This is a genomic window from Streptomyces sp. NPDC004539 (genome assembly GCF_040610055.1).
Lineage (GTDB): Bacteria > Actinomycetota > Actinomycetes > Streptomycetales > Streptomycetaceae > Streptomyces.
Genome location: NZ_JBEXLS010000020.1, coordinates 15,836 through 37,518, shown reverse-complemented (window position 1 = coordinate 37,518; position 21,683 = coordinate 15,836). Strand labels below are relative to the sequence as shown.

Annotated in this window: 18 protein-coding genes; 10 read left to right on the top strand and 8 right to left on the bottom strand. The window is 71.7% G+C overall.

The window, feature by feature from the left end:
* Positions 1-610 precede the first annotated feature (610 nt).
* Together ABZX85_RS33640 and ABZX85_RS33635 are read left to right on the top strand one after the other, a co-directional pair.
* On the top strand, positions 611-1,078 hold the full coding sequence (locus tag ABZX85_RS33640; RefSeq protein WP_355877140.1) for an RICIN domain-containing protein: 468 nt from the start codon (positions 611-613) through the stop codon (positions 1,076-1,078).
* 171 nt (positions 1,079-1,249) lie between these two features.
* Positions 1,250-2,239, top strand: coding sequence for a hypothetical protein (locus tag ABZX85_RS33635; protein WP_355877137.1), 990 nt, complete (start codon positions 1,250-1,252; stop codon positions 2,237-2,239).
* 78 nt (positions 2,240-2,317) lie between these two features.
* On the opposite strand, the gene ABZX85_RS33630 is transcribed toward ABZX85_RS33635, so the two are convergent.
* Together ABZX85_RS33630 and ABZX85_RS33625 are read right to left on the bottom strand one after the other, a co-directional pair.
* Positions 2,318-3,967, bottom strand: coding sequence for an IclR family transcriptional regulator C-terminal domain-containing protein (locus tag ABZX85_RS33630; RefSeq protein WP_355877135.1), 1,650 nt, complete (start codon positions 3,965-3,967; stop codon positions 2,318-2,320).
* A gap of 61 nt (positions 3,968-4,028) precedes the next feature.
* Positions 4,029-5,333 (bottom strand): M6 family metalloprotease domain-containing protein, encoded by a 1,305-nt coding sequence (locus tag ABZX85_RS33625; protein ID WP_355877133.1) that lies wholly within the window; start codon positions 5,331-5,333, stop codon positions 4,029-4,031.
* A gap of 244 nt (positions 5,334-5,577) precedes the next feature.
* Between ABZX85_RS33625 and ABZX85_RS33620 the strand changes: the two genes are divergently transcribed.
* Together ABZX85_RS33620 and ABZX85_RS33615 are read left to right on the top strand one after the other, a co-directional pair.
* Positions 5,578-6,225 (top strand): TetR/AcrR family transcriptional regulator, encoded by a 648-nt coding sequence (locus ABZX85_RS33620; protein WP_355877131.1) that lies wholly within the window; start codon positions 5,578-5,580, stop codon positions 6,223-6,225.
* Positions 6,226-6,367: 142 nt separating this feature from the next.
* Positions 6,368-7,873, top strand: coding sequence for an MFS transporter (locus ABZX85_RS33615; protein WP_355877129.1), 1,506 nt, complete (start codon positions 6,368-6,370; stop codon positions 7,871-7,873).
* A gap of 37 nt (positions 7,874-7,910) precedes the next feature.
* Here the strand turns inward: ABZX85_RS33615 and ABZX85_RS33610 are convergent, their stop codons facing one another.
* Positions 7,911-8,423 carry a MarR family transcriptional regulator gene (locus tag ABZX85_RS33610; protein WP_355877126.1) on the bottom strand — a complete coding sequence of 171 codons (513 nt, stop codon included), beginning with the start codon at positions 8,421-8,423 and terminating at the stop codon, positions 7,911-7,913.
* A gap of 101 nt (positions 8,424-8,524) precedes the next feature.
* On the opposite strand from ABZX85_RS33610, the gene ABZX85_RS33605 reads away from it, so the two are divergent.
* The gene (locus ABZX85_RS33605; RefSeq protein ID WP_355877124.1) at positions 8,525-9,310 is read left to right on the top strand and encodes a class III extradiol ring-cleavage dioxygenase; all 786 of its coding nucleotides are present in this window, start codon (positions 8,525-8,527) and stop codon (positions 9,308-9,310) included.
* Between the two features lie 43 nt (positions 9,311-9,353).
* On the opposite strand, the gene ABZX85_RS33600 is transcribed toward ABZX85_RS33605, so the two are convergent.
* Positions 9,354-9,872, bottom strand: coding sequence for an N-acetyltransferase family protein (locus tag ABZX85_RS33600; protein ID WP_355877121.1), 519 nt, complete (start codon positions 9,870-9,872; stop codon positions 9,354-9,356).
* A 181-nt stretch (positions 9,873-10,053) separates the two neighbouring features.
* Between ABZX85_RS33600 and ABZX85_RS33595 the strand changes: the two genes are divergently transcribed.
* Complete coding sequence (locus tag ABZX85_RS33595) at positions 10,054-11,052, top strand: sigma-70 family RNA polymerase sigma factor (protein WP_355877118.1); 999 nt, start codon at positions 10,054-10,056, stop codon at positions 11,050-11,052.
* A gap of 1,393 nt (positions 11,053-12,445) precedes the next feature.
* Here ABZX85_RS33595 and ABZX85_RS33590 read toward each other — a convergent pair.
* Positions 12,446-13,429, bottom strand: coding sequence for a YafY family protein (locus ABZX85_RS33590; protein WP_355877116.1), 984 nt, complete (start codon positions 13,427-13,429; stop codon positions 12,446-12,448).
* Between the two features lie 209 nt (positions 13,430-13,638).
* On the opposite strand from ABZX85_RS33590, the gene ABZX85_RS33585 reads away from it, so the two are divergent.
* The 4 genes from ABZX85_RS33585 (at position 13,639) to ABZX85_RS33570 (ending at position 18,173) form a co-directional block, all read left to right on the top strand.
* A complete protein-coding gene (locus tag ABZX85_RS33585; RefSeq protein WP_355877115.1) occupies positions 13,639-14,400 on the top strand; it encodes a DeoR/GlpR family DNA-binding transcription regulator in 762 nt (253 codons plus the stop codon).
* A 38-nt stretch (positions 14,401-14,438) separates the two neighbouring features.
* Entirely contained in the window at positions 14,439-15,386 is a 948-nt protein-coding gene (gene pfkB / locus ABZX85_RS33580; protein ID WP_355877540.1) for a 1-phosphofructokinase, read from the top strand.
* Positions 15,387-15,558: 172 nt separating this feature from the next.
* A complete protein-coding gene (locus tag ABZX85_RS33575) occupies positions 15,559-17,640 on the top strand; it encodes a fructose-specific PTS transporter subunit EIIC (protein ID WP_355877112.1) in 2,082 nt (693 codons plus the stop codon).
* A 233-nt stretch (positions 17,641-17,873) separates the two neighbouring features.
* Positions 17,874-18,173 (top strand): hypothetical protein, encoded by a 300-nt coding sequence (locus tag ABZX85_RS33570; protein ID WP_355877109.1) that lies wholly within the window; start codon positions 17,874-17,876, stop codon positions 18,171-18,173.
* A 56-nt stretch (positions 18,174-18,229) separates the two neighbouring features.
* Here ABZX85_RS33570 and ABZX85_RS33565 read toward each other — a convergent pair whose 3' ends face one another.
* The 3 genes from ABZX85_RS33565 to ABZX85_RS33555 form a co-directional block, all read right to left on the bottom strand.
* Positions 18,230-18,976: a DUF6227 family protein gene (locus ABZX85_RS33565; protein ID WP_355877106.1), complete on the bottom strand. Its 747-nt coding sequence runs from the start codon at positions 18,974-18,976 to the stop codon at positions 18,230-18,232.
* Between the two features lie 380 nt (positions 18,977-19,356).
* Complete coding sequence (locus ABZX85_RS33560) at positions 19,357-20,379, bottom strand: P1 family peptidase (protein ID WP_355877103.1); 1,023 nt, start codon at positions 20,377-20,379, stop codon at positions 19,357-19,359.
* 20 nt (positions 20,380-20,399) lie between these two features.
* The gene (locus tag ABZX85_RS33555) at positions 20,400-21,647 is read right to left on the bottom strand and encodes a low temperature requirement protein A (RefSeq protein WP_355877100.1); all 1,248 of its coding nucleotides are present in this window, start codon (positions 21,645-21,647) and stop codon (positions 20,400-20,402) included.
* Positions 21,648-21,683: the final 36 nt, after the last annotated feature.

Here is a 21,683-nt window from a genome sequence, read left to right as displayed (position 1 = left end):
CTGGGGGCTCAGGGGGGCGGCGGTTTTGGTGCCGGACGGCCTTGGAGGCCCGCTGGCTCCGCTCCGGACGGCCTTGGAGGGTCACCGGCTTCGCTCCGGACGGCCTCGGAGGCCCGCCGACTTCGCTCCTGACGGTGTCGAAGACCTGCTGGCTTCGCTCCGGACGGCCTCGAAGACCCGCCGGCTCCGCTCCTGACGGTGTCGACGCCGAGCGAGGGCGGAGCCCCGCCCCTTCCACCCCCGGCGGTCCCCGATGCCCGGCGTCCTCGGGTCGCCCGCCGCCGCGTCCGCCGGGGGTTCCGATGCCGGGTGTTCTCGGGCGCTCGCTGTCCCGTTCCGCGGGGGTGCCGCCGCCTCGTCCTGCGGCGATGCCCCGCCCCGGCGCCCACCTCGCCCGTCTCCCAGCGGTCCCGTCTCCCAGCGGTCCCGTCTCCCAGCGGTCCCGTCTCCCAGCGGTCCCACTTCCCGGCCCCCCCAAACGCCCGCCCCCACCACCCCCGATGTCCGGCGATTGATGTCCGGCACGAAGCCCCCGGCGCCGGACAACGCCCACCGGATACCCAGGAACCAGCGCACTCGCGCACCCCCCCCACACACACGGAGGAGAACCATGAACGCCGCGAAACGACTGCTGCCCCCGCTCGCCGCGCTCGGCCTGGCGCTCGGCGTCGCGCTGACGGGACCGCCCGCGCACGCCGCCGCCCCGCTGCTCAAGTCCAAGCTGGACGGCCGGTGCGCCGACATCTTCATGTTCCACCAGGAGAACGGCTCCTCGGTGGTGACCTGGGACTGCACCGGCAACGTCAACCAGCAGTGGCGCTGGGACGGCGAGCAGATCCGCTCCGGGCAGAACAACAAGTGCCTGGAGATCTACGGCAGCTTCCAGGGCGACCAGGGCTCGGTGAGCACCTGGGACTGCACGGGCGGCGCCAACCAGAAGTGGTACCGCAATGGCGACGAGATCCGCAGCCGGATGAACGGCAGGTGCCTCGACATCCTCGCCGGCCGCTCCGCCAACGGCCAGCTCCTGGTGAGCTGGGGCTGCAACGGCGCGGCCAGCCAGCGCTGGGACTTCTGACCGCGGGACTCCCGACCACCGGCACGCCTCCACGCCCACGAGGCTCCCGTAACCCGCCCGCCCCCGGGCCCGAACGCCCCACGGTCACCCGGACGAGGTAGCTGACCGAGAGAAGGGAGGAGAAACCCCTGATGTTGGAGATCCGGAAGAGCTCCAGCAGAGGGGAATCCCATGACGACACGCTCCGGCCTGCGGACCCGGATTCTGTGCACGGCGCTGATCCTGGCCGCGGTCCCGGCCGTGGCCACGGCTTCCGGAGAGGACGAACGGGTCCAGGTGTGCCTCGTCCCCTCCGGAGCCCCGACGGTCGAGCACCCGTCCCGCCTCCCCGCCGCGGCCGTCCCCGCCCTCCTGCGGACCACGCCCTCGTACGCCGGCCCCTGCGCCGCGTACGGCCCGGCCGTCCGCCTCGGGGACGGGACGCTGCGGGCGTACACGCGGCAGGTGGCCGGGCGGCCGGTCGCCGTCGGGGTCGTCTTCCCGGCGTCGGCGCTGCGCGGACTCCCCACGGCGGTCAGCGACGGCAGGCACTGCTTCGACGCGGACGGGGACGGCCGTACCGACCTCCACACGGAGTGCTCCGTCGGCCACGAGTACGCGCTGGAGCCGCCCGGGGCCGGACAGGCGCCGTTCGTCTGGGACCTCGTGAACTGGAACCCGGCGGGACACAACCCGCAAGGGGTGTACGACACCCCCCACTTCGACTTCCACTTCTACCTCCAGCCGAAGTCCGCCCGCGACGCCATCCGCACCGGCCCCTGCCAGTCGCACATGAACTGCGAGGACTACGCCCGCGCCAGGAGGCCCGTCCCCGCGCGCTACACCGCCCCCGGCTTCGCAGACCTGGACGCCGTCGAACCGGCGATGGGCAACCACCTCCTCGACACGAGGTCCCCCGAGCTGAACGGCGGTCCCTTCACCCACACGTGGATCTACGGGGCGTACGACGGGGAGATCACCTTCTATGAGGCGATGGTCGCGAAGTCCTGGCTTGAGGGGCAGCGGGACGGCCGCGTCGAGGACACCTGTACGTCGTTCCGGCAGCCGAGGGCGTGGCGGGAGAGCGGGTGGTACCCGACCCGGTACTGCACGGAGTACCGGGAGAACCGGAGGGAGCACGTGGTGTCGCTGGAGGGGTTCGTGTTCCGCGAGGCGAGCTGAGGCTCACCCCCTGGGGCTCACCCCCTGGGGCCGGTTCCTCCGGGCTGGTTCCCCCGGGTCGGCTCCCCGGGGCCGGGCTCACCGCACCCGGATGAACCGCGACACCACCGCCAGCTCCTCCGAGATCCGCCCGGCGGCGTCGGCCAGTTCGGGCAGGACCACGGACACGCACTCCTCGACGGACCGCCGGGCCACGTGGGTCGACACGCTCACCGCACCGGCGGCCCGCCCGTCCCGCCCCCGCACCGGCACGGCCACCGAGCGCAGCCCGTCCTCCAACTCCTCGTCGACCAGGGCGAATCCCTTCGCCCGCACGCCGTCCAGCACGTCCCGCAGGACCGCCGGGTCGGTCACGGTCCGTACGGTGTACGCCCGTAGCTCCCCCGGCTCCGCCAACTCCCGTTCCGGGTCCGGCAGATCGGCCAGCAGGACCCGCCCGAGCGACGTCACCCAGGCCGGCAGCCGGGTCCCCACCCCCAGCTCCACGCTCATCACGTGCCGGGCGGCGACCCGGGCGGTGTACTGCACCTCGCCGCCCTCCGCCAACACCCCGAGCGACACGGGCTCCTGGACCCGCGCGGCCAGCTCCTCCAGATGCGGCTGGGCGATCTGGGCGAGGGTGACGCGGGACAACAGGGGGAATCCCAGGTCGAGTACGCGGGGGGTGAGGACGAAGTCCCGTGGATCACTGCCGAGTCGGACGAACCCGAGATGCCGCAGGGTGATCAGCGCCCGGCGGGCGGTCGCCCGCGACAGCCCCGTCGCCTTGGCGACCTCGCTGAGACTCAGCTCGGCCCGCCCCTCCCCGAACGCGGTGAGCACGCTCAGCCCCCGCGCCAGCGACTCGACGAACCCCCGCCCCAACTCCTGCTTCGACGCCCCGGTCCACCCGGCGAGCGCGGCGGGCGCGGGCCCCGGAACCGCCTCGGGCGCCCCCTTCAACACCTGCTCCATCCCGGAGACGGCCTCCCGGAGCCGGGGCAGCAGCGCGCTCCGCAGCCCCCCGGCGGTGTGCCGGCTCGTATGACTCACCACGCTGGCCACACACACGACCCGCCCGTCCCCGCCCCGCACCGGCACGGACACCGCCACGAGCCCCGGCTCGATGAGCTGATCGTCGACGGCGAACCCGTCCCGCCCGGCATCCCGGGCCCGCCGAAGGAACTCGGCTTCCGAGAAGGGGAGTTCGCGGTCCGGGACCGCCGTGAAGCCCGAGTCCGTGGGGTCGGTGGCCCGGCGTGTCCGCCAGGCCGTCCACCCGGTGTCGTCCCACTCGCTCGCGAACAGCGGTCCGGGGGCGGTGCGTTCGGCGGGGAGGAGGTCGCCGATGCGGAAGGAGACGGAGAGGGTGCGGCGCCGGGTGGCCTGGTGGATGAACCGAATCCCGTCCCGGTCGCCCACCGCCAGCGACACCGACTCGTCGAGCTCGTCGGCCAGCCGGTCCGCGAGCCCGCCCAGCAGCGAGGGCAGCCGCAACGCGGCGAGATAGGCGTTCCCCAGCTCCGCGATCCGGGGCGCGAGCGACGCGTCCCGCCCGTCCAGCCGTACGTACCCCACCCGTTCCAGCGTCCCCACGATCCGGTCGACGGTGGCCCGCGCGAGCCCCGTCCTGCGCTCCAGGGCGCTGAGGCTGAGCGTCCCCCCGGCCCCGGTGAGCTGCTCCAGCACGCCCACCCCCCGCAGCAACGGGGTCACGGCCTCGCTGGGCACGGCATCGGACGACGTCATGGGCGCTGCACTCCCGGGTGAGATCTCGGGAAGACACCGTACGGGACATACCGGGAGCGGGTCAGGCGGAAGACTTCCCCCGGACGACCGTCACCAGGTAATTCCCGTCCATGTCGATCCCCCCGACCGCGATGCTCACCCCGTTCCTGCGGTCCACGAACCGCTGCCCCGGCCGGAACGTCGCGTCGGACAGCTCCGCGTGGACGTTGGGGCCGCGGGTGCACCCCCCGCTGTCCCGGCGGGAGTCGTGGACGGTGACGGGACCGAGACCGGTGTCGACGGTGGCGTCCACCTTGTAGATCAGTACGCCGGGCCGGCAGACGGACTCGTCGTTGCCGCCCTTCGTACGGACCTCGACGGCGTACCCGCTGCGCCCGCCGACCGGCACGAAGAGCAGCTTGCGTCCGCCGGGGGAGGCGAGCGGCGTCAGGGTGTAGTCGGAACTGCCCTTCAGCGAGGCGCAGTTGACCTGGTCCGGCGTCAGCCAGCCCAGCTTCCACTTGTGCCAGCCGAGGAAGTCGTTGTTGGCCCCCCAGTCCTCGCTCATGATGTCCCAGTGCCCGACAGCCCCCCCGCCCTCCTGGGTGTACAGGTCGGGCAGCCCGAAGACGTGCCCGTTCTCGTGCGGCAGCACCCGGTACCCGGTCTCGCCGTACGTCCCCGACCCGTCGTCCTGCCGGGAGTACACGAACGACGCGTTGGCGACCGGCACCCCGTCCGCGACGGGCGCCTCCGTGTTCCCGGCGAACGTCACCGACAGGACCGTGTCCAGCGCGGAGGGGCCCGCGTTCGGGGTGACGAGGACGTTCAGCAGGTCGTAGTCCCGGAAGTCGACGCGCGGATCGGCGGCGGCGACGATGTCCTCGACCAGCTCCCGGTACCCGGGGTCGAAGGGCGCGCCGCGCTCTATCCCGTACGCGGCGAACGGCTTCGGCATCCGCAGCCAGCGCGGCACGGGCGCCTCCGCCCGGTAGTCGAGCCGCCCGTAGGACGCGGTCCGGAACCAGTCCGAGGTCTGCGGGAAGAACTCCCGGAAGCGGTCCATCGCGCTGCCCGGCCCCTTGGCGTCGGGAAAGTCGATCATCAGGGTCAGCGCCCGGACCGTACCCGTAGACCTTGAGTAGCCCCCCGGCGTGGGCACCCCCTCCGACATCTGCACGGCACTCGCCCCCCGGATCATGCAGGGCCCGAGCGCGGAGGAGCGGGCGAGGCTCATCGGGTTCGCGCCGGCCGCCGCGGCGCCCTGCTCCGGCAGCCGCTCGCCGGGCCCCGCGGACGTCCCGACGGCGAGCGTCAGCACGGTCACCGAGACCAGCGCGGCGGTGCGGTGCGGGCGTATCCGTCGGCGGGGCGCGTACGGCTGCATGCGGGGCCTTCCGGTCCGGGCAGCCACCGGTCACCGGCTGCGTCCTCCCGCTCACCCTCCGACGCGCCGCGAGGGGGCGCGCGCTGGGCACGTCCGATCGGGCCCCCTCCCGTTCTCGCGTGTGACGCAGGTCACATCGGGGTCGGGAAATAACCGGGGACCCCCTCCCCGTTTAACCCAGCGTCCGAGTGAAACGGGGATCGCCTCCCCGGATCGCAGCCGAAACTCCCCCAAGGAGACCGCCGTGGAGTCCCTCACGCTTCCCGCGCAGCGCAAGCAGCCCCGGCCGCGTGCCGACGCCCTGCGCAACCGGGAGCGGATCGTCGCCGCCGCACGCGAGATGCTCACCGAGTTCGGCCCCGAGGTGCCGCTCGACGAGATCGCCCGCCGCGCCGGTGTCGGGAACGCCACGGTCTACCGGAACTTCCCGGACCGCCAGGCCCTCGTCCGCGAGGTCGTCTGCTCGGTCCTGGACCGCATGTCGCGGGCCGGTGAGGAGGCGCTCGCCGCGGACGGCGACGCGTTCGCCGCCCTGGAACGCTTCGTGCACGTCTCCGCCGACGAGCGGGTCAGCGCGCTCTGCCCGATGATCTCCGCCTCGTTCGACGAGGACCACCCCGACCTGGTCGCCGCGAGGGACCGCGTCGAGGGCATCATCACGGAGGTCATGGACCGGGCGAAGGCGGCCGGCCGGCTCCGCGAGGACGTCGGCCCCGGCGACGTGATGATCGTCGTGGCCCAGTTGAGCCGGCCCCCGGCGGGCACGATGTGCGCCAGCGCCGACCGGTTCATCCACCGCCATCTCCAGCTCTTCCTGGACGGGCTGCGTGCACCCGCCGTCTCCGAGCTGCCGGGCGGTCCCATGAGCATCGAGGAGCTGCGCCGGCCCTGACCGATCAGCGCTGAGCGACGAGTTCAGCCTTCCCGAACCGTCTGAACACCGTACGTCCGCCGTACGGCACATCTTTCACCGCCGCCGATCCAGTGGTCGACGACGTCATTTTCACCAACGAAGTCCCGGAGTGGGTTCACCCATGTCTCAAGCAGTCCCCAAGGCTCCCGACGCCAATCGCTGGAAGGCCCTGGCGTTCATCGCCATAGCCCAGCTGATGGTCGTCCTGGACGCCACCATCGTGAACATCGCGATGCCCGCCGCACAGTCGGACCTGGGCATCTCCGAGGGCAACAAGCAGTGGATCGTCACCGCCTACGCCCTCGCCTTCGGCGGTCTCCTCCTGTTCGGCGGCCGGATCGCCGACCTGTGGGGCCGCAAGCGCACCTTCGTCGTCGGCCTCGCCGGTTTCGCGTTCGCGTCCGCCCTCGGCGGCGCCGCGCAGGACCAGACCATGATGTTCGGTGCCCGCGCCCTCCAGGGCGTCTTCGGCGCCCTCCTCGCGCCCGCCGCGCTCTCCCTGCTCGCCGTGATGTTCACGGACGCCAAGGAGCGCGCCAAGGCGTTCGGCATCTACGGCGCCATCGCCGGCGGTGGCGGCGCGGTCGGCCTGATCCTCGGCGGCTTCCTCACCGAGTACCTGAACTGGCGCTGGACGTTCTTCGTCAACATCCCGTTCGCGATCATCGCGGCGGCCGGCGCCTACTTCGTCATCCGTGAGCCCGAGGGCGGTCGCAACCGCAACCCGCTCGACATCCCGGGCGTGCTGCTCTCCACGCTGGGCCTGGTCGCCCTGGTCTACGGCTTCACCCGCGCGGAGTCCGAGGGCTGGTCCGACTCCCTGACGATCGGCATGTTCGTCGGCTCGGCCGTCCTGCTGGCCGCCTTCGTCGTCGTCGAGTCGAAGGTCAAGGCGCCGCTGCTGCCCCTGCGCGTCATCACCGAGCGCAACCGCGGCGGTGTCTACCTCTCGCTGGGCCTCGCCATCATCGGCATGTTCGGCCTGTTCCTCTTCCTCACCTACTACCTCCAGATCGTCAAGGGCTACTCCCCGGTCAAGACCGGGTTCGCGTTCCTGCCGATGGTCGTGGGCATGATCACGGGCTCGACCCAGATCGGCACCCGCCTGATGACCCGGGTCGCCCCGCGCCTGCTGATGGGCCCCGGCTTCCTGGTCGCCGCCCTCGGCATGTTCCTGCTGACCCAGATGAAGGTCGACTCCTCGTACGCCGCCCTGCTGCTGCCCGCGATGCTGCTGCTCGGCCTCGGGATGGGTACGGCGTTCATGCCGGCCATGTCGATGGCGACCCAGGGCGTGGAGCCCCGGGACGCCGGTGTCGCCTCCGCGATGGTCAACACCTCGCAGCAGGTGGGCGGCGCCATCGGCACCGCCCTCCTGAACACCATCGCCGCGTCCGCGACGACCTCGTACGTCAAGGACCACGCCGTCGGCGGGGCGCAGCAGCAGCTGGTCCAGCTGGAGGGCATGGTCCACGGGTACACGAGCGCGATCTGGTTCGCCGTCGGGATTCTTCTCGCCGCCTCGGCGATCGCCTTCACCCTCGTCAACGCCGGCCGTCCGAATCTCGGCCGCGGTGCGGAGGAAGGTGCTGAGGACGAGCTCAAGGTCCCGGTGGTCGCCCACTGAGTCCCCGCTCTGACCTGCGCGGACCCTGGGGACGAGGTCAGCGCAGCCAGGGCAGGTCGGCACCCGCTTCGTTGGGCTGAAGGCCCTCGGCGACGATCGTCAGGATCTCGCCGAGGGCCTTCGTCTGTTCCGGGGTGAGCCGGGCGAACAACGCCGTCCGCACGGCCTCGACATGACCGGGCGCCACGCGCTGGAGCACGTCCCGCCCGGCGTCCGTCAGAACCGCGAACTGGCCCCGCTTGTCGGAGGGGCAGTCCTCTCTGCGCACCCAGCCGTTCTTCTCCAGCCGCGCGATCGCGTGCGAGAGACGGGACCGGGTGATCTTGGACTTCATGGCCAGCTGGGTCATCCGCAGCCGGTGCTGCGGTGCCTCACCGAGGCCGACCAGCAGGCCGTAATACATGTGCGGCATGCCGGCGTCGCGCTGGAGCTGGCGGTCGAGGTAGTCGTCGAGGAGCGTCGACGCGTGCAGATAGGCACGCCAGACGCACTGCTCCTCTTCGGAGAGCCACTGCGGCTCGTCGGGGGTCGGGGAGGGGGATGCCTTCATGTACTCCACAGTAACGCTCCCATCATTGAATTTTAAACAAACAGGTCGTAGGGTATGTGCAGGTTGTTGTTGCAGATTTGAAGCAAAGGAGATCCGCCGCCATGTCCGACGCCGGCACGCAGCGCATGCCAGCCCTGTACCTCAGTCACGGCGCGCCGCCGCTCGCCGACGACCCCGTCTGGCCCGGCCAGCTCGCCGCGTGGTCGGCGGAGCTGCCGCGCCCCAAGGCGATCCTCATCGTCTCCGCGCACTGGGAGGAGGCCCCCCTCGCCCTCGGTGCCGTCAACCCCGTCCCCCTTGTCTATGACTTCTGGGGCTTCCCCGAGCACTACTACAGAGTCACGTACGGCGCTCCGGGTGCACCGGAGCTCGCAAAGAGCGTGCGCAAACTGCTGCGCGCCCCGGGAATCCCCGTCCAGGACATCCCTGAGCGCGGTCTGGACCATGGTGCCTACGTTCCGCTGGTGGAGATGTTCCCCGACGCGGACGTCCCTGTCCTCCAGATCTCGATGCCGACCCTCGATCCGGTGAGACTCATGGACATCGGCCGCAAGCTCGCGCCCCTGCGCGACGAGGGCGTGCTGATCGTCGGCTCCGGGTTCTTCACCCACAACCTCGCGGCCCTGCGCGGCGCCGGGGTCCCCTCCTGGTCCGTCGAGTTCGACGACTGGGGGCACCGCGCGCTGGAGTCCCGCGACTGGGACGGCCTGCTCGACTTCCTCGACAAGGCGCCGGCGGGGCGGTACGCGCATCCGCGTACGGAGCACTTCGCGCCGCTGTTCGTGACCATGGGGGTCGCGGAGGCGGGGGGCGAGCTGGACGCGCAGCGGTCGGTGATCGACGGGTTCTGGATGGGGCTGGCGAAGAGGTCGGTGCAGTTCGGGTGAGGTCTTGTGCGGGTCGGGCGGGTCGGTCGTGCTGGGTGAGGTGCTAGAGCTTCTTCTCGTACCAGGCCACGTCCCAGTACCGGCCGAACTTGCGGCCGACCTCGCGGTAGGTCCCGACGTGCTGGAAGCCGAAGCGTTCATGCAGCCGCGTGGACGCTTCGTTGGGCTGGACGATGCCGGCGTACGCGCGGTGCACGTCCTCGCCGGCGAGCGCCTCGAACAGGGCCTCGTAGAGGAGCGTGCCGACGCCACGGCCGCCGACGCCCGGGGCGACGTACACCGTGATCTCCACGGATGTGGAGTACGCGGCCTTCGGCCGGTAAGGGCTGGATGTGGCGTAGCCCAGAATCTCCTGTGAGTCCGTGTCGGTGGCAACCATCAGGCGGTACGGGCCGTCTTCAGGGTGGGAGAGCAGCCAAGGGCGGCGTTCTTCCACAGTGAAAACCGCGGTATCGAATGTGATGGGCGTCTCATGGACGTAGTGGTTGTAGAGCTCCGTGAGGGCGGCGAGGTCCCCCTCGATCCCCGGCCTGACCTGCACCTCTGCCGACTTCGCCACCATTCGCCTCCTCCTGTGGCCGGGCAGGATACTGCAAGATCAGAAAATTGGGAGCGCGGGTTGGGAATTCTGTCCTGATTCCAGTCGTTGTTTCCATCGAACGGATCTGAGGGACCCGGATCGGAAGAACCGGCATTCGGACCCGTCCGGACCACCCGGCAGCCACCATCGTTAGGGAGCACGCATGGCAACCCGTGCCGTCGCCCGTCGTCAGTCCGCCACCGGCGAGACAGGCGCCGCGGCCCTCAGTGTTCGCGCCACCGGCGGGGAGATCGCCGACCGCGATCTGGTCGGCATGTACCTCGACGAGATCGCGCGCACCCCCCTGCTCGACGCCGCCAAGGAAGTCGAGCTGTCGCAGATCATCGAGGCGGGCGTGTTCGCGCGACAGCTTCTGGACGGCTTCGAGGAGACCGGCTCCGACGCCAGCCGCGAGGAGCTGGAGGCGCTCGTCGCCGCCGGCGAGCGCGCGAAGGACGTCTTCATCCGCTCCAACCTCCGTCTGGTCGTGGCCGTCGCCCGCCGCTACCCCCGTAGCGGGCTCCCCCTGCTCGACCTCATCCAGGAGGGGAACGCGGGCCTGGTCCGCGCCGTGGAGAAGTTCGACTACGCCAAGGGCTTCAAGTTCTCCACGTACGCGACGTGGTGGATTCGCCAGGCCATCACCCGCTCCATAGCCGACCAGTCCCGGACGATCCGCCTCCCCGTGCACCTCGTCGAGGAACTGGGCCGTATCCGCCGGGTCCAGCGCGAGTTCAACCGCGAGCACGGCCGTGACCCCGAGCCCGCCGAGATCGCCAAGGAGCTGGGCTCCAACCCCGAGCGCGTCGTCGACGTCCTCGACTGGGCCCGTGACCCGGTCTCCCTGAACATGTCCGTGGACGACGAGGGGGAGACCCAGTTCGGCGACCTCCTGGAGGACACGTCCGCGGTGAGCCCCGAACAGTCCGTCCTCACCCTCCTCCGCAGCGAGGAACTGGACGGCCTCATCGACCGCCTCGACCCCCGCACCGCCTCCATCATCAAGATGCGGTACGGCATCGACGACGGCCGCGAGCGCACCCTCACGGAAGTCGGCAAGGAACACGGCCTCACCCGCGAACGCATCCGCCAGATCGAGAAGCACGCCCTCCTCGAACTGAAGAAGCTGGCGAGGGACACGGGCTTCGAAGCGGCAGCCTGACCCTCAGGGAGAGCCCAACTCCCTTACGGGGAGGGGCTGAAGTCTCGCGGGGACAGACCAAAGGCTTCCTGCTCAGGGAGCGGCTGAAGGCTTACGGAGGGAGGGGCTGACTTGCGGAGAGAGACCCGAACGCCCACGGGAGAGGGCGAACGCCTGCGGGGGCTAGCCGGAGACCGGCGGGGGAGAGGCTGAGCGCCTACGGAGGCTGAACGTCTACGGGGGCTGAACGCTCGCGGGGGTGAGGCCGCGCACCTATGAGGGAGGGGCCGCGCACCTACGAGAGTGGGGCTGGACGCCTACAGGGGAGGGGCTGGACGCCTACCGAGGGTGGGGTTGAACACCGGCGGGGGAGCGGCTGAGCGCCTACGGGTAAGGGCCGAACACCGGCGGGAGTCACGCTCACCGGCGGGAGTGACGCTGAGTGCCTGTGTGTGGGGGCGAGTGCCGCTGACGTACCGGCCGAGCCCCGTGAGGTACGGGCTTGAACGCCCTCGGCGAACACCCACCCTCCCCTGCTTCAACCCGTCACCCCGGGGGAACAAGTCTCCAGGGAACGGCAGTTCACCCCTCCGTCCGAGAAACCTCCCGCCCCCACGCTCCGTTGACCCCCCAACAGAGACCAAGTCCCGACGCACTCCCCCCGGCGCCGGGACCACCCCAGCCGGGCTTCGGCACCCTCCCCCCCCGGGTGCCGAAGCCCGGCTCTTTTTCCCCCTCAAGCACATCGCCGCCCACACAAAAAAGCGGGCCACCCCGAACCTGAACCCCGGGGTGGCCCACTCAAACCCCAGATTCTGCCACAGCCCCACCCCAGCCAATCCCCGAGCCGGCAACCACGCCGTCCAAGAACGCGGGCTGCATCCAACCCACGACCCGGCCGCGCGGGCGCGACAGCCCACAACACCCCCGCCCCCAACCCTGAACCGCAACCACGTCTTTCAGGGGCGCGGGGCTGTATCTGATCTGCGGCTCCGCCGCGTGGGCGCGAACAACCACGACGAGCCGCCAGCCGACTGAGTACGCCACCCAGCCTTCCCGGGGGCGCGGGCCTGTATCCAATCCACGGCCCGGCCGCGCGGGCGCGACAGCCCACAACACCCCCGCAGCCAACCCTGAACCGCAACCACGTCTTTCAGGGGCGCGGGGCTGTATCTGATCTACGGCTCGGCCGCGTGGGCGCGAACAACCACGACGAGCCGCCAGCCGACTGAGTACGCCACCCAGCCTTCCCAGGGACGCGGGCCCGTATCCAATCCACGGCCCGGCCGCGCGGGCGCGACAGCCCACAACGCACCCGCAGCCAACCCTGAACCGCAACCACGTCCTTTAGGGGCGCGGGGAACTGCGCGAACAACCACGACGGACCCGCACTCACCCCCTACCGCACCCGCACTCACCCCCCGACCCCACCCCCACCCGCCCTCCCCAACCGCCCACCCAACTCCCGTACACACCGCACCAACCCCTCCGGCCCCTCCACCCGAAACTCCACCCCCACCAACGCCAACCGCAGGGCAAGCCACTCCACAGGCCCCCCGATCACGCCCCGCACCCGACACCCACCCCCCTCCACCACCCCTTCCTCCGCAACCCCCACGGAAGCCGGCAGCCGAGCCGCCACCTCCTCGGCCGTCGCCTCGAACACCACGGAGAACTCGTACGTCTCCCGCTGCCACTGAAGCGCCTTACGGACGAACTCCACCGCACCCCCCTCCGGCAACTCCCGCGGAGCGAACCGTGCCCCGGTGGCGAACGGCTCACTGAGCCGGTCGACCCGGAACGTCCGCCAATCCCCCCGATCGAGATCGAACGCGACGAGATACCACCGCTGCCCCGACGACACGAGCCGATACGGCTCCACGACCCGCCGGCTCTCCACCCCACCCCGCGCGCTGTACGCGAACCGCAACCGCTCCACCCCGGCAACCGCGGAGGCGATCACCGTCAACGTCTCCGGCGCGATCAACCCCCCGTCCCCACTGGTCAACGGCACCGTCGCGGACTGCAACATCACCACCCGCCGCCGCAACCTCGCCGGCAACACCTGCTCAAGTTTCGCCAGAGCCCGCACGGACGCCTCCTCCACCCCCTCCAACGCGTGCCCGGCCCCCGCCCGCAACCCCACGGCGATGGCCACGGCCTCCTCGTCGTCCAGCACGAGCGGCGGCATCGCCTTCCCCGCGACCAGCCGATACCCCCCGTCGGCCCCCATCGTCGCCTGCACGGGATACCCCAGCTCCCGCAACCGCTCGATGTCCCGCCGCACGGTCCGCCGAGACACCCGAAGCCGCTCCGCCAGCTCACCCCCGGGCCACTCCCGAGGCGTCTGGAGCAGAGACAGCAACTGAAGCAGCCGTGCGGGAGTGTCAGTGGTCATGCCGAGAGCATGCCTCACCACTAGGCCACCTCTTGTCCTAGACCGGAAATCCCCGCCCCGCCACACCCCCTCGGGCCCGATCATGTCCGTTTAACGCCCGAACCTGTTTACTTTCCAGAAATCTGAGCGTAGCCTCCGAGCGAAACCACAAGTTCGGGCATCAAGTGGACAAGATCCGGACAAGAACCGGACACCTCGGAGGCGAAGCGATGTACGCACCGGAACGGCAGCAGGAGATCCTGCGCCTCGCCCGCGACGGCGGCCGTGTGGACGTCCTCTCGCTCGCGGAGGAGTTCCAGGTCACGGCGGAGACGATCCGCAGGGACCTCAAGTCGCTCGACCGCGCCGGCCTCGTCCGCAGGGTCCACGGCGGCGCGATACCGGTGGGCCGCCTCGACTTCGAACCCGACCTCGCCGAACGCGAGTCCACCTCCGCCGACGAGAAGGACCGCATCGCCAAGGCGGCCCTCGCCGAACTCCCCACCGACGGCACGCTCATCCTCGACGCGGGGACGACGGTCGCGCGCCTCGCCGCCGCGATCCCCCTCGACGCCGCGCTGACGGTCGTCACCCACAGCCTCCCCATCGCCGCCCGCCTCGCGGACCACCCCGGCATCCAGCTCCACCTGGTCGGCGGCCGGGTCCGCCACCGTACGCGCGCGGCGGTCGACGCGTGGGCCCTGCGGGCGTACGGCGAGATCCGCGCGGACGTCCTCTTCGTCGCGGCCAACGGCTTCTCCCCGGAACACGGCCTCACCACCCCCGACCTCGCGGAGTCCGCCGTCAAGCGCGCGGCGATCGGCGCGGCCCGCCGCGTCGTCCTGCTCGCCGACTCCGCCAAGCACGGCCAGGAACACTTCGCCCGCTTCGGCGACCTCACGGACGTCGACCTCCTGATCACCGACCAGGGCCTGGGCGACGAGGAGACGGCGGCGATCGAGCGCGCCGGCACGGGAGTGGTGCGGGCATGAGCGACGGCATCGGCATCGACACGACCGGCAAGGGCGGCATGATCCTCACCGTCACCCCCAACCCCTCCCTGGACCGCACCTACGAGGTCCCCTCCCTGGACCGCGGTGAGGTGATCCGCGCGACCGGTGAGCGCATGGACCCCGGCGGCAAGGGCGTCAACGTCTCGCGGGCCGTCGCCGCGGCGGGCCGGCGTACGGTCGCGGTCCTGCCGCTCGGCGGTGCGCCCGGCGCCCTCGTCGCGGACCTCCTCGACGCCCAGGGCATCGAGGTCGCCCCCGTGCCGGTGGCCGGCGCGACCCGGTCCAACATCGCGCTGGCCGAGTCCGACGGCGTACTCACGAAGATCAACGCGCCGGGTCCCGAGCTCTCCCCGGCGGAGCAGGAGCTTCTCCTGGAGACGGTCCGCGAGCACTCCGCAGACGCCGACTGGATCGCCTGCTGCGGCAGCCTGCCGAGGGGCCTCGCCCCTTCCTGGTACGCCGATGTCGTCACCCGCGCGCACGCCGCCGGCGCCCGGATCGCGCTCGACACCTCCGGCCCCGCCCTCCTGGAGGCGCTGCGGGCCCGGCCGGACGTGGTCAAGCCGAACGCGGAGGAACTGGCGGAGGCGGTGGGCCGTCCGCTGCGAACGCTGGGCGACGCCCTGAAGGCGGCGCAGCAGCTCCGCGACATGGGCGCCCAGGCGGTCCTGGCCAGCCTCGGCGCCGACGGCCAGCTCCTCCTGGACGCCACGGGCACCTACTTCGCCACCGCCCCCGTCTCCACGATCCGCAGCAACGTCGGCGCCGGAGACTCCTCCCTGGCGGGCTTCCTGATCGCCGGCGGCACCGGCCCCACCGCCCTCACCTCCGCCGTCGCCCACGGCGCCGCCGCCGTCCAACTCCCCGGCAGCGTCATGCCCACCCCCCAGGACCTCACCCCGAGCACGGTGACCCTCACCACCGACCTCCCCCTCAACCGCCTCCTGACAGAACCGACGTCATGAAGGCCCCCTCAGCCGAACCCATCCACCCCGACGCCGGACACCCCCGCCCGGCCCCCACCGTCGTACATCAGGCCCCCACGCGGCGAAGCCCGTCGTCAGCGGCGGCGTTCGCCACCCAACTCCCCGATACCACCCCCGCCTCACTGGCGATACGCGTGCGAAGGAGCCCGCGATGAGCGACATGATCACCGCGGACCTGGTCGACCTCGACCTGTCCGCCGACGGCAAAGAAGCGGCGGCGCGATCCCTCGCCGCCCGCATGGTCACCCTGGGCCGCGTCACCGACCTGGACGGCTTCCTCGCGGACGTCGCCGCCAGGGAGGCCCAGATGCCCACCGGCCTGGACGGCGGCATCGGTATCCCGCACTGCCGCAGCGCCCACGTCACCGAACCCACCCTGGCCTTCGGCCGGGCCGAACCCGGCATCGACTTCGGCGCCCCGGACGGCCCCGCCGACCTGATCTTCCTGATCGCGGCCCCGGCGGGCGCGGACGACGCCCACCTCACGATCCTCTCCGCCCTCGCCCGCCAGCTGATGAACACCGAGTTCACGGACGCCCTGCGCGCGGTGACGGACCCGGCGACGGCGGCGGCCCTGATCCGGGGCGACGAGACGCCCCAGGACATCACCCCCGAAGACTCCGCTGCGGCACCGGTGGCGGCCTCCACCGGTGCCGCAGCGGCCGAACAGCCGCAGCCGCCCGCGCGGCCGGAGTCGGACGCGCAACGGAAGTCGGACGCCCCGGAGCCGGCCACCCCCGCCGCGCCCCCCTTCCGTATCGTCGCCGTCACCTCCTGCCCCACCGGCATCGCCCACACCTACATGGCCGCCGAGTCCCTGGAGAACGCGGGCCGCGAGGCCGGCGTCGAGCTGACCGTCGAGACCCAGGGCTCGGCCGGTTTCACCCGCCTCGACCCCCAGCTCATCGCCGACGCGGACGGCGTGATCTTCGCCCACGACGTCCCGGTCCGCGACAAGGACCGCTTCGCGGGCAAGCCGACCGTCGACGTCGGCGTCAAGGCCGGCATCAACCGCCCGGCGGAACTCATCGCCGAGGTCAGGGACAAGGCCGCGCGAGGCGTCGTCACGACCGGCTCCGCGCCCACCCCGGTGGAGCGCGCGGGCGACTCCACCGAGGGCTACGGCACGAAACTCCGCAAGTGGCTGATGTCCGGCGTCAGTTACATGGTCCCCTTCGTCGCCGCGGGCGGCCTCCTGATCGCCCTCGGCTTCGCGATCGGCGGCTACAAGATCAACAAGGCGCCGTCGGTGATGGACCACTTCCTGTGGACCCAGGCCGACAGCTGGGCCGCGCTGCTCTTCCAGGTCGGCGCCGTCTCCTTCGGCTTCCTGGTCCCCGTCCTCGCCGGGTACATCGCGTACGGCATGGCGGACCGCCCCGGCCTCGTCCCCGGATTCGTCGGCGGCATGATCGCCTCCACCATCAACGCGGGCTTCCTCGGCGGCCTCGCCGCCGGCCTCCTCGCGGGCGGTGTGGTGATCGGCATCCAGCGGGTGAAGATCCCCACCGCGCTGCGCGGCATCATGCCGGTGGTGGTGATCCCGCTGATCTCGACGGCGATCGTCGGCTTCCTGATGTTCGTGGTGATCGGCAAGCCCATCGCGTCCGCCCAGAAGGGCATGACGGACTGGCTGAACGGCCTCACCGGCTCGAACGCGATCCTGCTCGGCGCCCTCCTCGGCCTGATGATGTGCTTCGACCTCGGCGGTCCCGTCAACAAGGTCGCGTACACCTTCGCCACCGCCGGCATCGCCGTCACCGACCCGAGCGACTCGGCGATGAAGGTCATGGCCGCCGTGATGGCCGCGGGCATGGTCCCGCCGCTGGCGATGGCCCTGGCGACGACCGTCCGCGCCAAGCTCTTCACCGAGACCGAGCGCGAGAACGGCAAGGCCGCCTGGGTCCTGGGCGCCTCCTTCATCTCCGAGGGCGCCATCCCGTTCGCCGCGGCGGACCCGCTGCGGGTCATCCCGGCGTCCATGGCGGGCGGCGCGGTCACCGGCGCCCTGTCGATGGCCTTCGAGGCGACACTGCGGGCCCCGCACGGCGGCATCTTCGTCGTCCCGCTGATCGGCAACCCGTTCCTCTACCTGATCGCCCTCGCGGCGGGCGTCGGCGTCACCACCGCGCTGGTGATCCTCCTGAAGGGCCTGCGGGGGCCGGCCCCGACGACGGCCCGCCCCGAACAGGCCGACCGGACCGAGGAACGCAAGCACCCGGTAGCGGCGTAACCCCCGCCGTACGTCGGCCCCGGACCCCTCCACGAGAGGGGTCCGGGGCCGACGCCGTACCCACCCCCTCCGTACGTCCCACCCGCCGCGCACTCCCTCGTACGCCCCCGCTCCACCCCGCGCCCCTTTCACAACTCCCAAGCCCCACCCACGCATTCAACACCCCCGCGAGCTCTGCGCCATCTATCCCGATCCGCTACGAAAGTAACGAATCGTGGTGTCTACTGGTTCCCATGCCCGCACATTTCACCCTCCCTCAACTGGCCGCCCTGACCGCCCTGACGCTCGCGTCGCTGTCCTGGCTGACCACCCTGACCCGCGCCCTGCGCCGCCCCCGCCACCCGTACACCCACCACCCTTACGCCCGCCCCCTCCACGCCACCCCGCCCCGCCCGGCCCCCCTCCGCCCCGACGGCCTCCCCGCGCTCCCCGCGCAGCGCCGCACGGGCCCCACGGCCGAGACGGCTCCGCTGACCCCGGCGGAGGAACACGCCTTCGCGGCGCTGGTGCGCCGGTTGTCGGACGACGGCTGAGTACGGCCGCACTCCCGGGGCGGCGGAGGCGTGTTCCTCCGCATCACGCCCTTGAACTACGACAGTTGGGCTGCCCGGCGTTCCATCGCCGCGCGGGCCTCGTCCTCCGTCGCGTACACCTCGCACATGTGCCGGCCGTCCGGCGTCGCGGTGTGCTCCGCCTCCCAGAGGGACACCTCCTGGCCGTCGGCCAGCAGGAACGCGTGCTCGTAGAGGGCGAATCCGAGTCCGGCGCGCCCCGCTCGGCAGGGCCGGCCGAAGGACTGCGTGATCTCGTAGGCCGACGCCGCCGAGACCAGGTCGGTCAGCTCCGGCCCCGGCAGGTCCGTGTTCTCCGCGCGCCGCAGCAGCCGCCGTACGTGGTCCGCGGAATCGCCCCGCACGTACATGTGACGCGGCACCGGCATCGGCGCGAGCTGGACGAACACCGGGAGTTCGAACTCCGGTGAGTCCGGGGGTAACGGCAGCCTCGCGGTCGCCTCCCGCAGCTCCTCCTGGTCCGCGTACACCTCGTGCTGCGGCTCGCCGCTCGCCGTGATGTTGTGGACCAGCTCCCACAGGGTCAGTGCCTGGCCGTCCGCCAGCAGCCAGGTGTGCCGGTAGGTCTCGCGGTGCAGACCGGCGCTGTGGTGCGCGGAGTGCAGCGAACTGTCGTGCGCCAGCGCGGAGTCGAGCTGCCTCAGCACCTCGTCGGCCAACTCGAAGGAGTTCAGGGCCCGTCCGAGGAGCCGCGCGAGGTGCTCCTCCGGAGACTCCGGCGACTCAAATGGTTCGTACGCCGCCATCTCGTACGGAACGCTCAAGGTTTCTCCCGGCGTTGCTGCATGTCACCTTGTGGGTGCATACCGTAGCCCCTAGGCCGGACATCGTGCCCGGGAACGGCAAAACATATGCCCGGTAAAACGCGCCCCTGCCCCCAGAAGTTCCCACCCACCCACCCAAACCAGCAAAACCCCTCTCCCACCCCCAACTCCCCACCCCACCCCCACACACCACCCCCAAGCCCCCCACAAATCCCCACCCCCACGGCCTTCCAGGGGCGCGGGGAACTGCGCGAACACCCCCACCAACCTGTGGGTGCCCCACTCACCGGCTCCACCCACGGCCTTTCAGGGGCGCGGGGAACTGCGCAAACCCCACCCACCGACCCGCAGACGCCCACTCACCGGCCCCACCCCCAACCTCACCCGTACAACTCCCGATACGAAGGCCAGACACCCCCACCCCCCTCCACGGACTCCGCCGCCCGAACAGCCCGCACGATCGCCCGAGTCACGACATCCGCCCCCGCCTCCAACACCTCGTTCAAAGCCAGCGGATTCCCCTCCGCCAACTCCAGAGCCCCCGTGGCCAACGCGAACACCGTGTCCCCGTCGTTCAGCAGGTGCACAGGCCGCACGGCCCGCGCGATCCCGTCATGCGAAACCCCCGCCAACTTCTGCGCCTGCGCCTTGGACAGGGCGAAATCCGTGGCCACCACAGCCAGCGTCGTATTGAGCGGCGGAGCCACCACCCCCTCCGCACACTCCGCCAACCGCCGCCGCGCAGCCGCGTGCACCCCCACCCCCGGCACCTCCACCCGCCCCCGCGCCAACTCCCCGTACAACGCCCCCGTCTCCGGCTCCACCACCGACCCCACCGCGTTCACCACGACCAGCGCCCCCACCGTCCCCCCGGACGCGAGCCGCACCCCGGCCGTCCCCACCCCACCCTTGAGCCCCCCGACGACAGCCCCCGTCCCCGCCCCGACACACCCCTCCGCGACCACCGCCCCACTCCCGCTCGCCGCAGCCGCCTCCACCGCCGCCCGCCCCGTCCCCGCGTCGGGCCGAGCCCGGAAATCCCCACCCCGCCCGAGATCGAACACACACGCCGCCGGCACCACCGGCACCACATGCCCGGCCTCCGGCCCCACCCGGACCCCCCGCCCCCGCTCCTCCAGCCACCCCATCACCCCGGACGCCGAGTCGAGCCCGTACGCACTCCCACCCGTGAGCACGACCGCCTCCACCCGCTGGACCACGTTCCGCGGGTCCAACGCGTCCGTCTCCCTCGTCCCCGGCCCACCCCCACGCACATCGACCGCGGCCACCGCACCCCCCTCCGGCGCCAGCACCACCGTCGTCCCGGTCAGCCACCCGCCCCCGACCCGCGTCGCATGCCCCACCCGGATACCGGCGACGTCCGTCACCGCGTCAACTGTCATACGCCCAGTCTCCCTTCCGCTCACCCCACCGCCCCCTCCCGCGCCACCATCCGCGCGGTGAGCGTCGTCCCCGTGACGACCGTCAGCGTCGCCACCAGCCCGGCCCCCAGGACGGCCCAGCGCCCCAGGAACGTGCAGCACAGCACCAGCACCGCCGCCCCCGGCAGCACCGCCTGCTGCACGAGCCCCACCTTGAAGTGCCGCGAGTGCAGCGCCCACACGGTCAGCAGATACAGCGCCACCGGCACCGTCACGGCCGCCCCCGCCGCCGTCGCCGAGATGTGCGCCTTGCCGACCGCCTCCTCCACCGCCACCTCCAGCCCCGCCCCGATCGCGGCGGCCGAGGCGAACACCAGGTAGTGGCCGTAACCCCACAGGAACGCCTGCCTGTTGGAGCGCAGATGCCCGTGGACCGGCACCACGAAGTAGATCCACCACGCCGCGAACACGATCAGCAGCCCACCGCCCGCGATCGGCAGCAGCTCGCCCAGCGCGTCGTGCTCGTCGGCCGCCGACTTCACCGCGACCGTCGCCGCCGCGATCGTCTCGCCCAGCACGATGATCGTGAACAGCCCGTACCGCTCGGCGATGTGATGCGGATGCCACGCCGTCCGGTAGTCCCGCTCCGCGACCACCGGCACACCCAGCTCGGCGATCACCATCACCAGGAACACCCACGCCCGCGCGTCCTCGGGGAACACCAGCAGCCCCAGCCACCCCACCTGGCACAGCAGCACACCCCCGGCGTACCGCAGCGCCACGGCCCGCTCCGCGCCGGCCGTCGACATCGCCGCCCGCACCCACTGCGCCACCATCGCCAGCCGCATGATCAGGTACCCGAGCCAGACGAACAGGAAGTCCTGGTGCTCGAACGCCCGCGACACCCCCGCCGCCAGCACCAGCACCCCGGCGATCTGCACCAGCGTCACGATCCGGTACGGCACGTCGTCGTTGTCGTACGCCGAGGCGAACCACGAGAAGTTCATCCAGGCCCACCACACCGAGAAGAACAGCATCGCGTAGTGCACCATCCCCTGGCCCGCGTGCCCCTCCGCGACCTCGTGCACCAGCCCGACCCCCACCTGGGCCACCGCCACCACGAAGCACAGGTCGAAGAACAGCTCCAGCGGCGACGCCACCCGGTGTGCCTCGTCCCGGGCCCGTGCCGTCAGCCGCCGCACCGGCCGGCCGGGCCGCACCGAACCGTGGTCCCCGGAGGAAACCTCCGAAGCACCCGGACCACCTGAGGAAACCGAACCGCTCGTCATGCCCCCCAGCACACCAGACCCCGCTCCCCGCCGCAC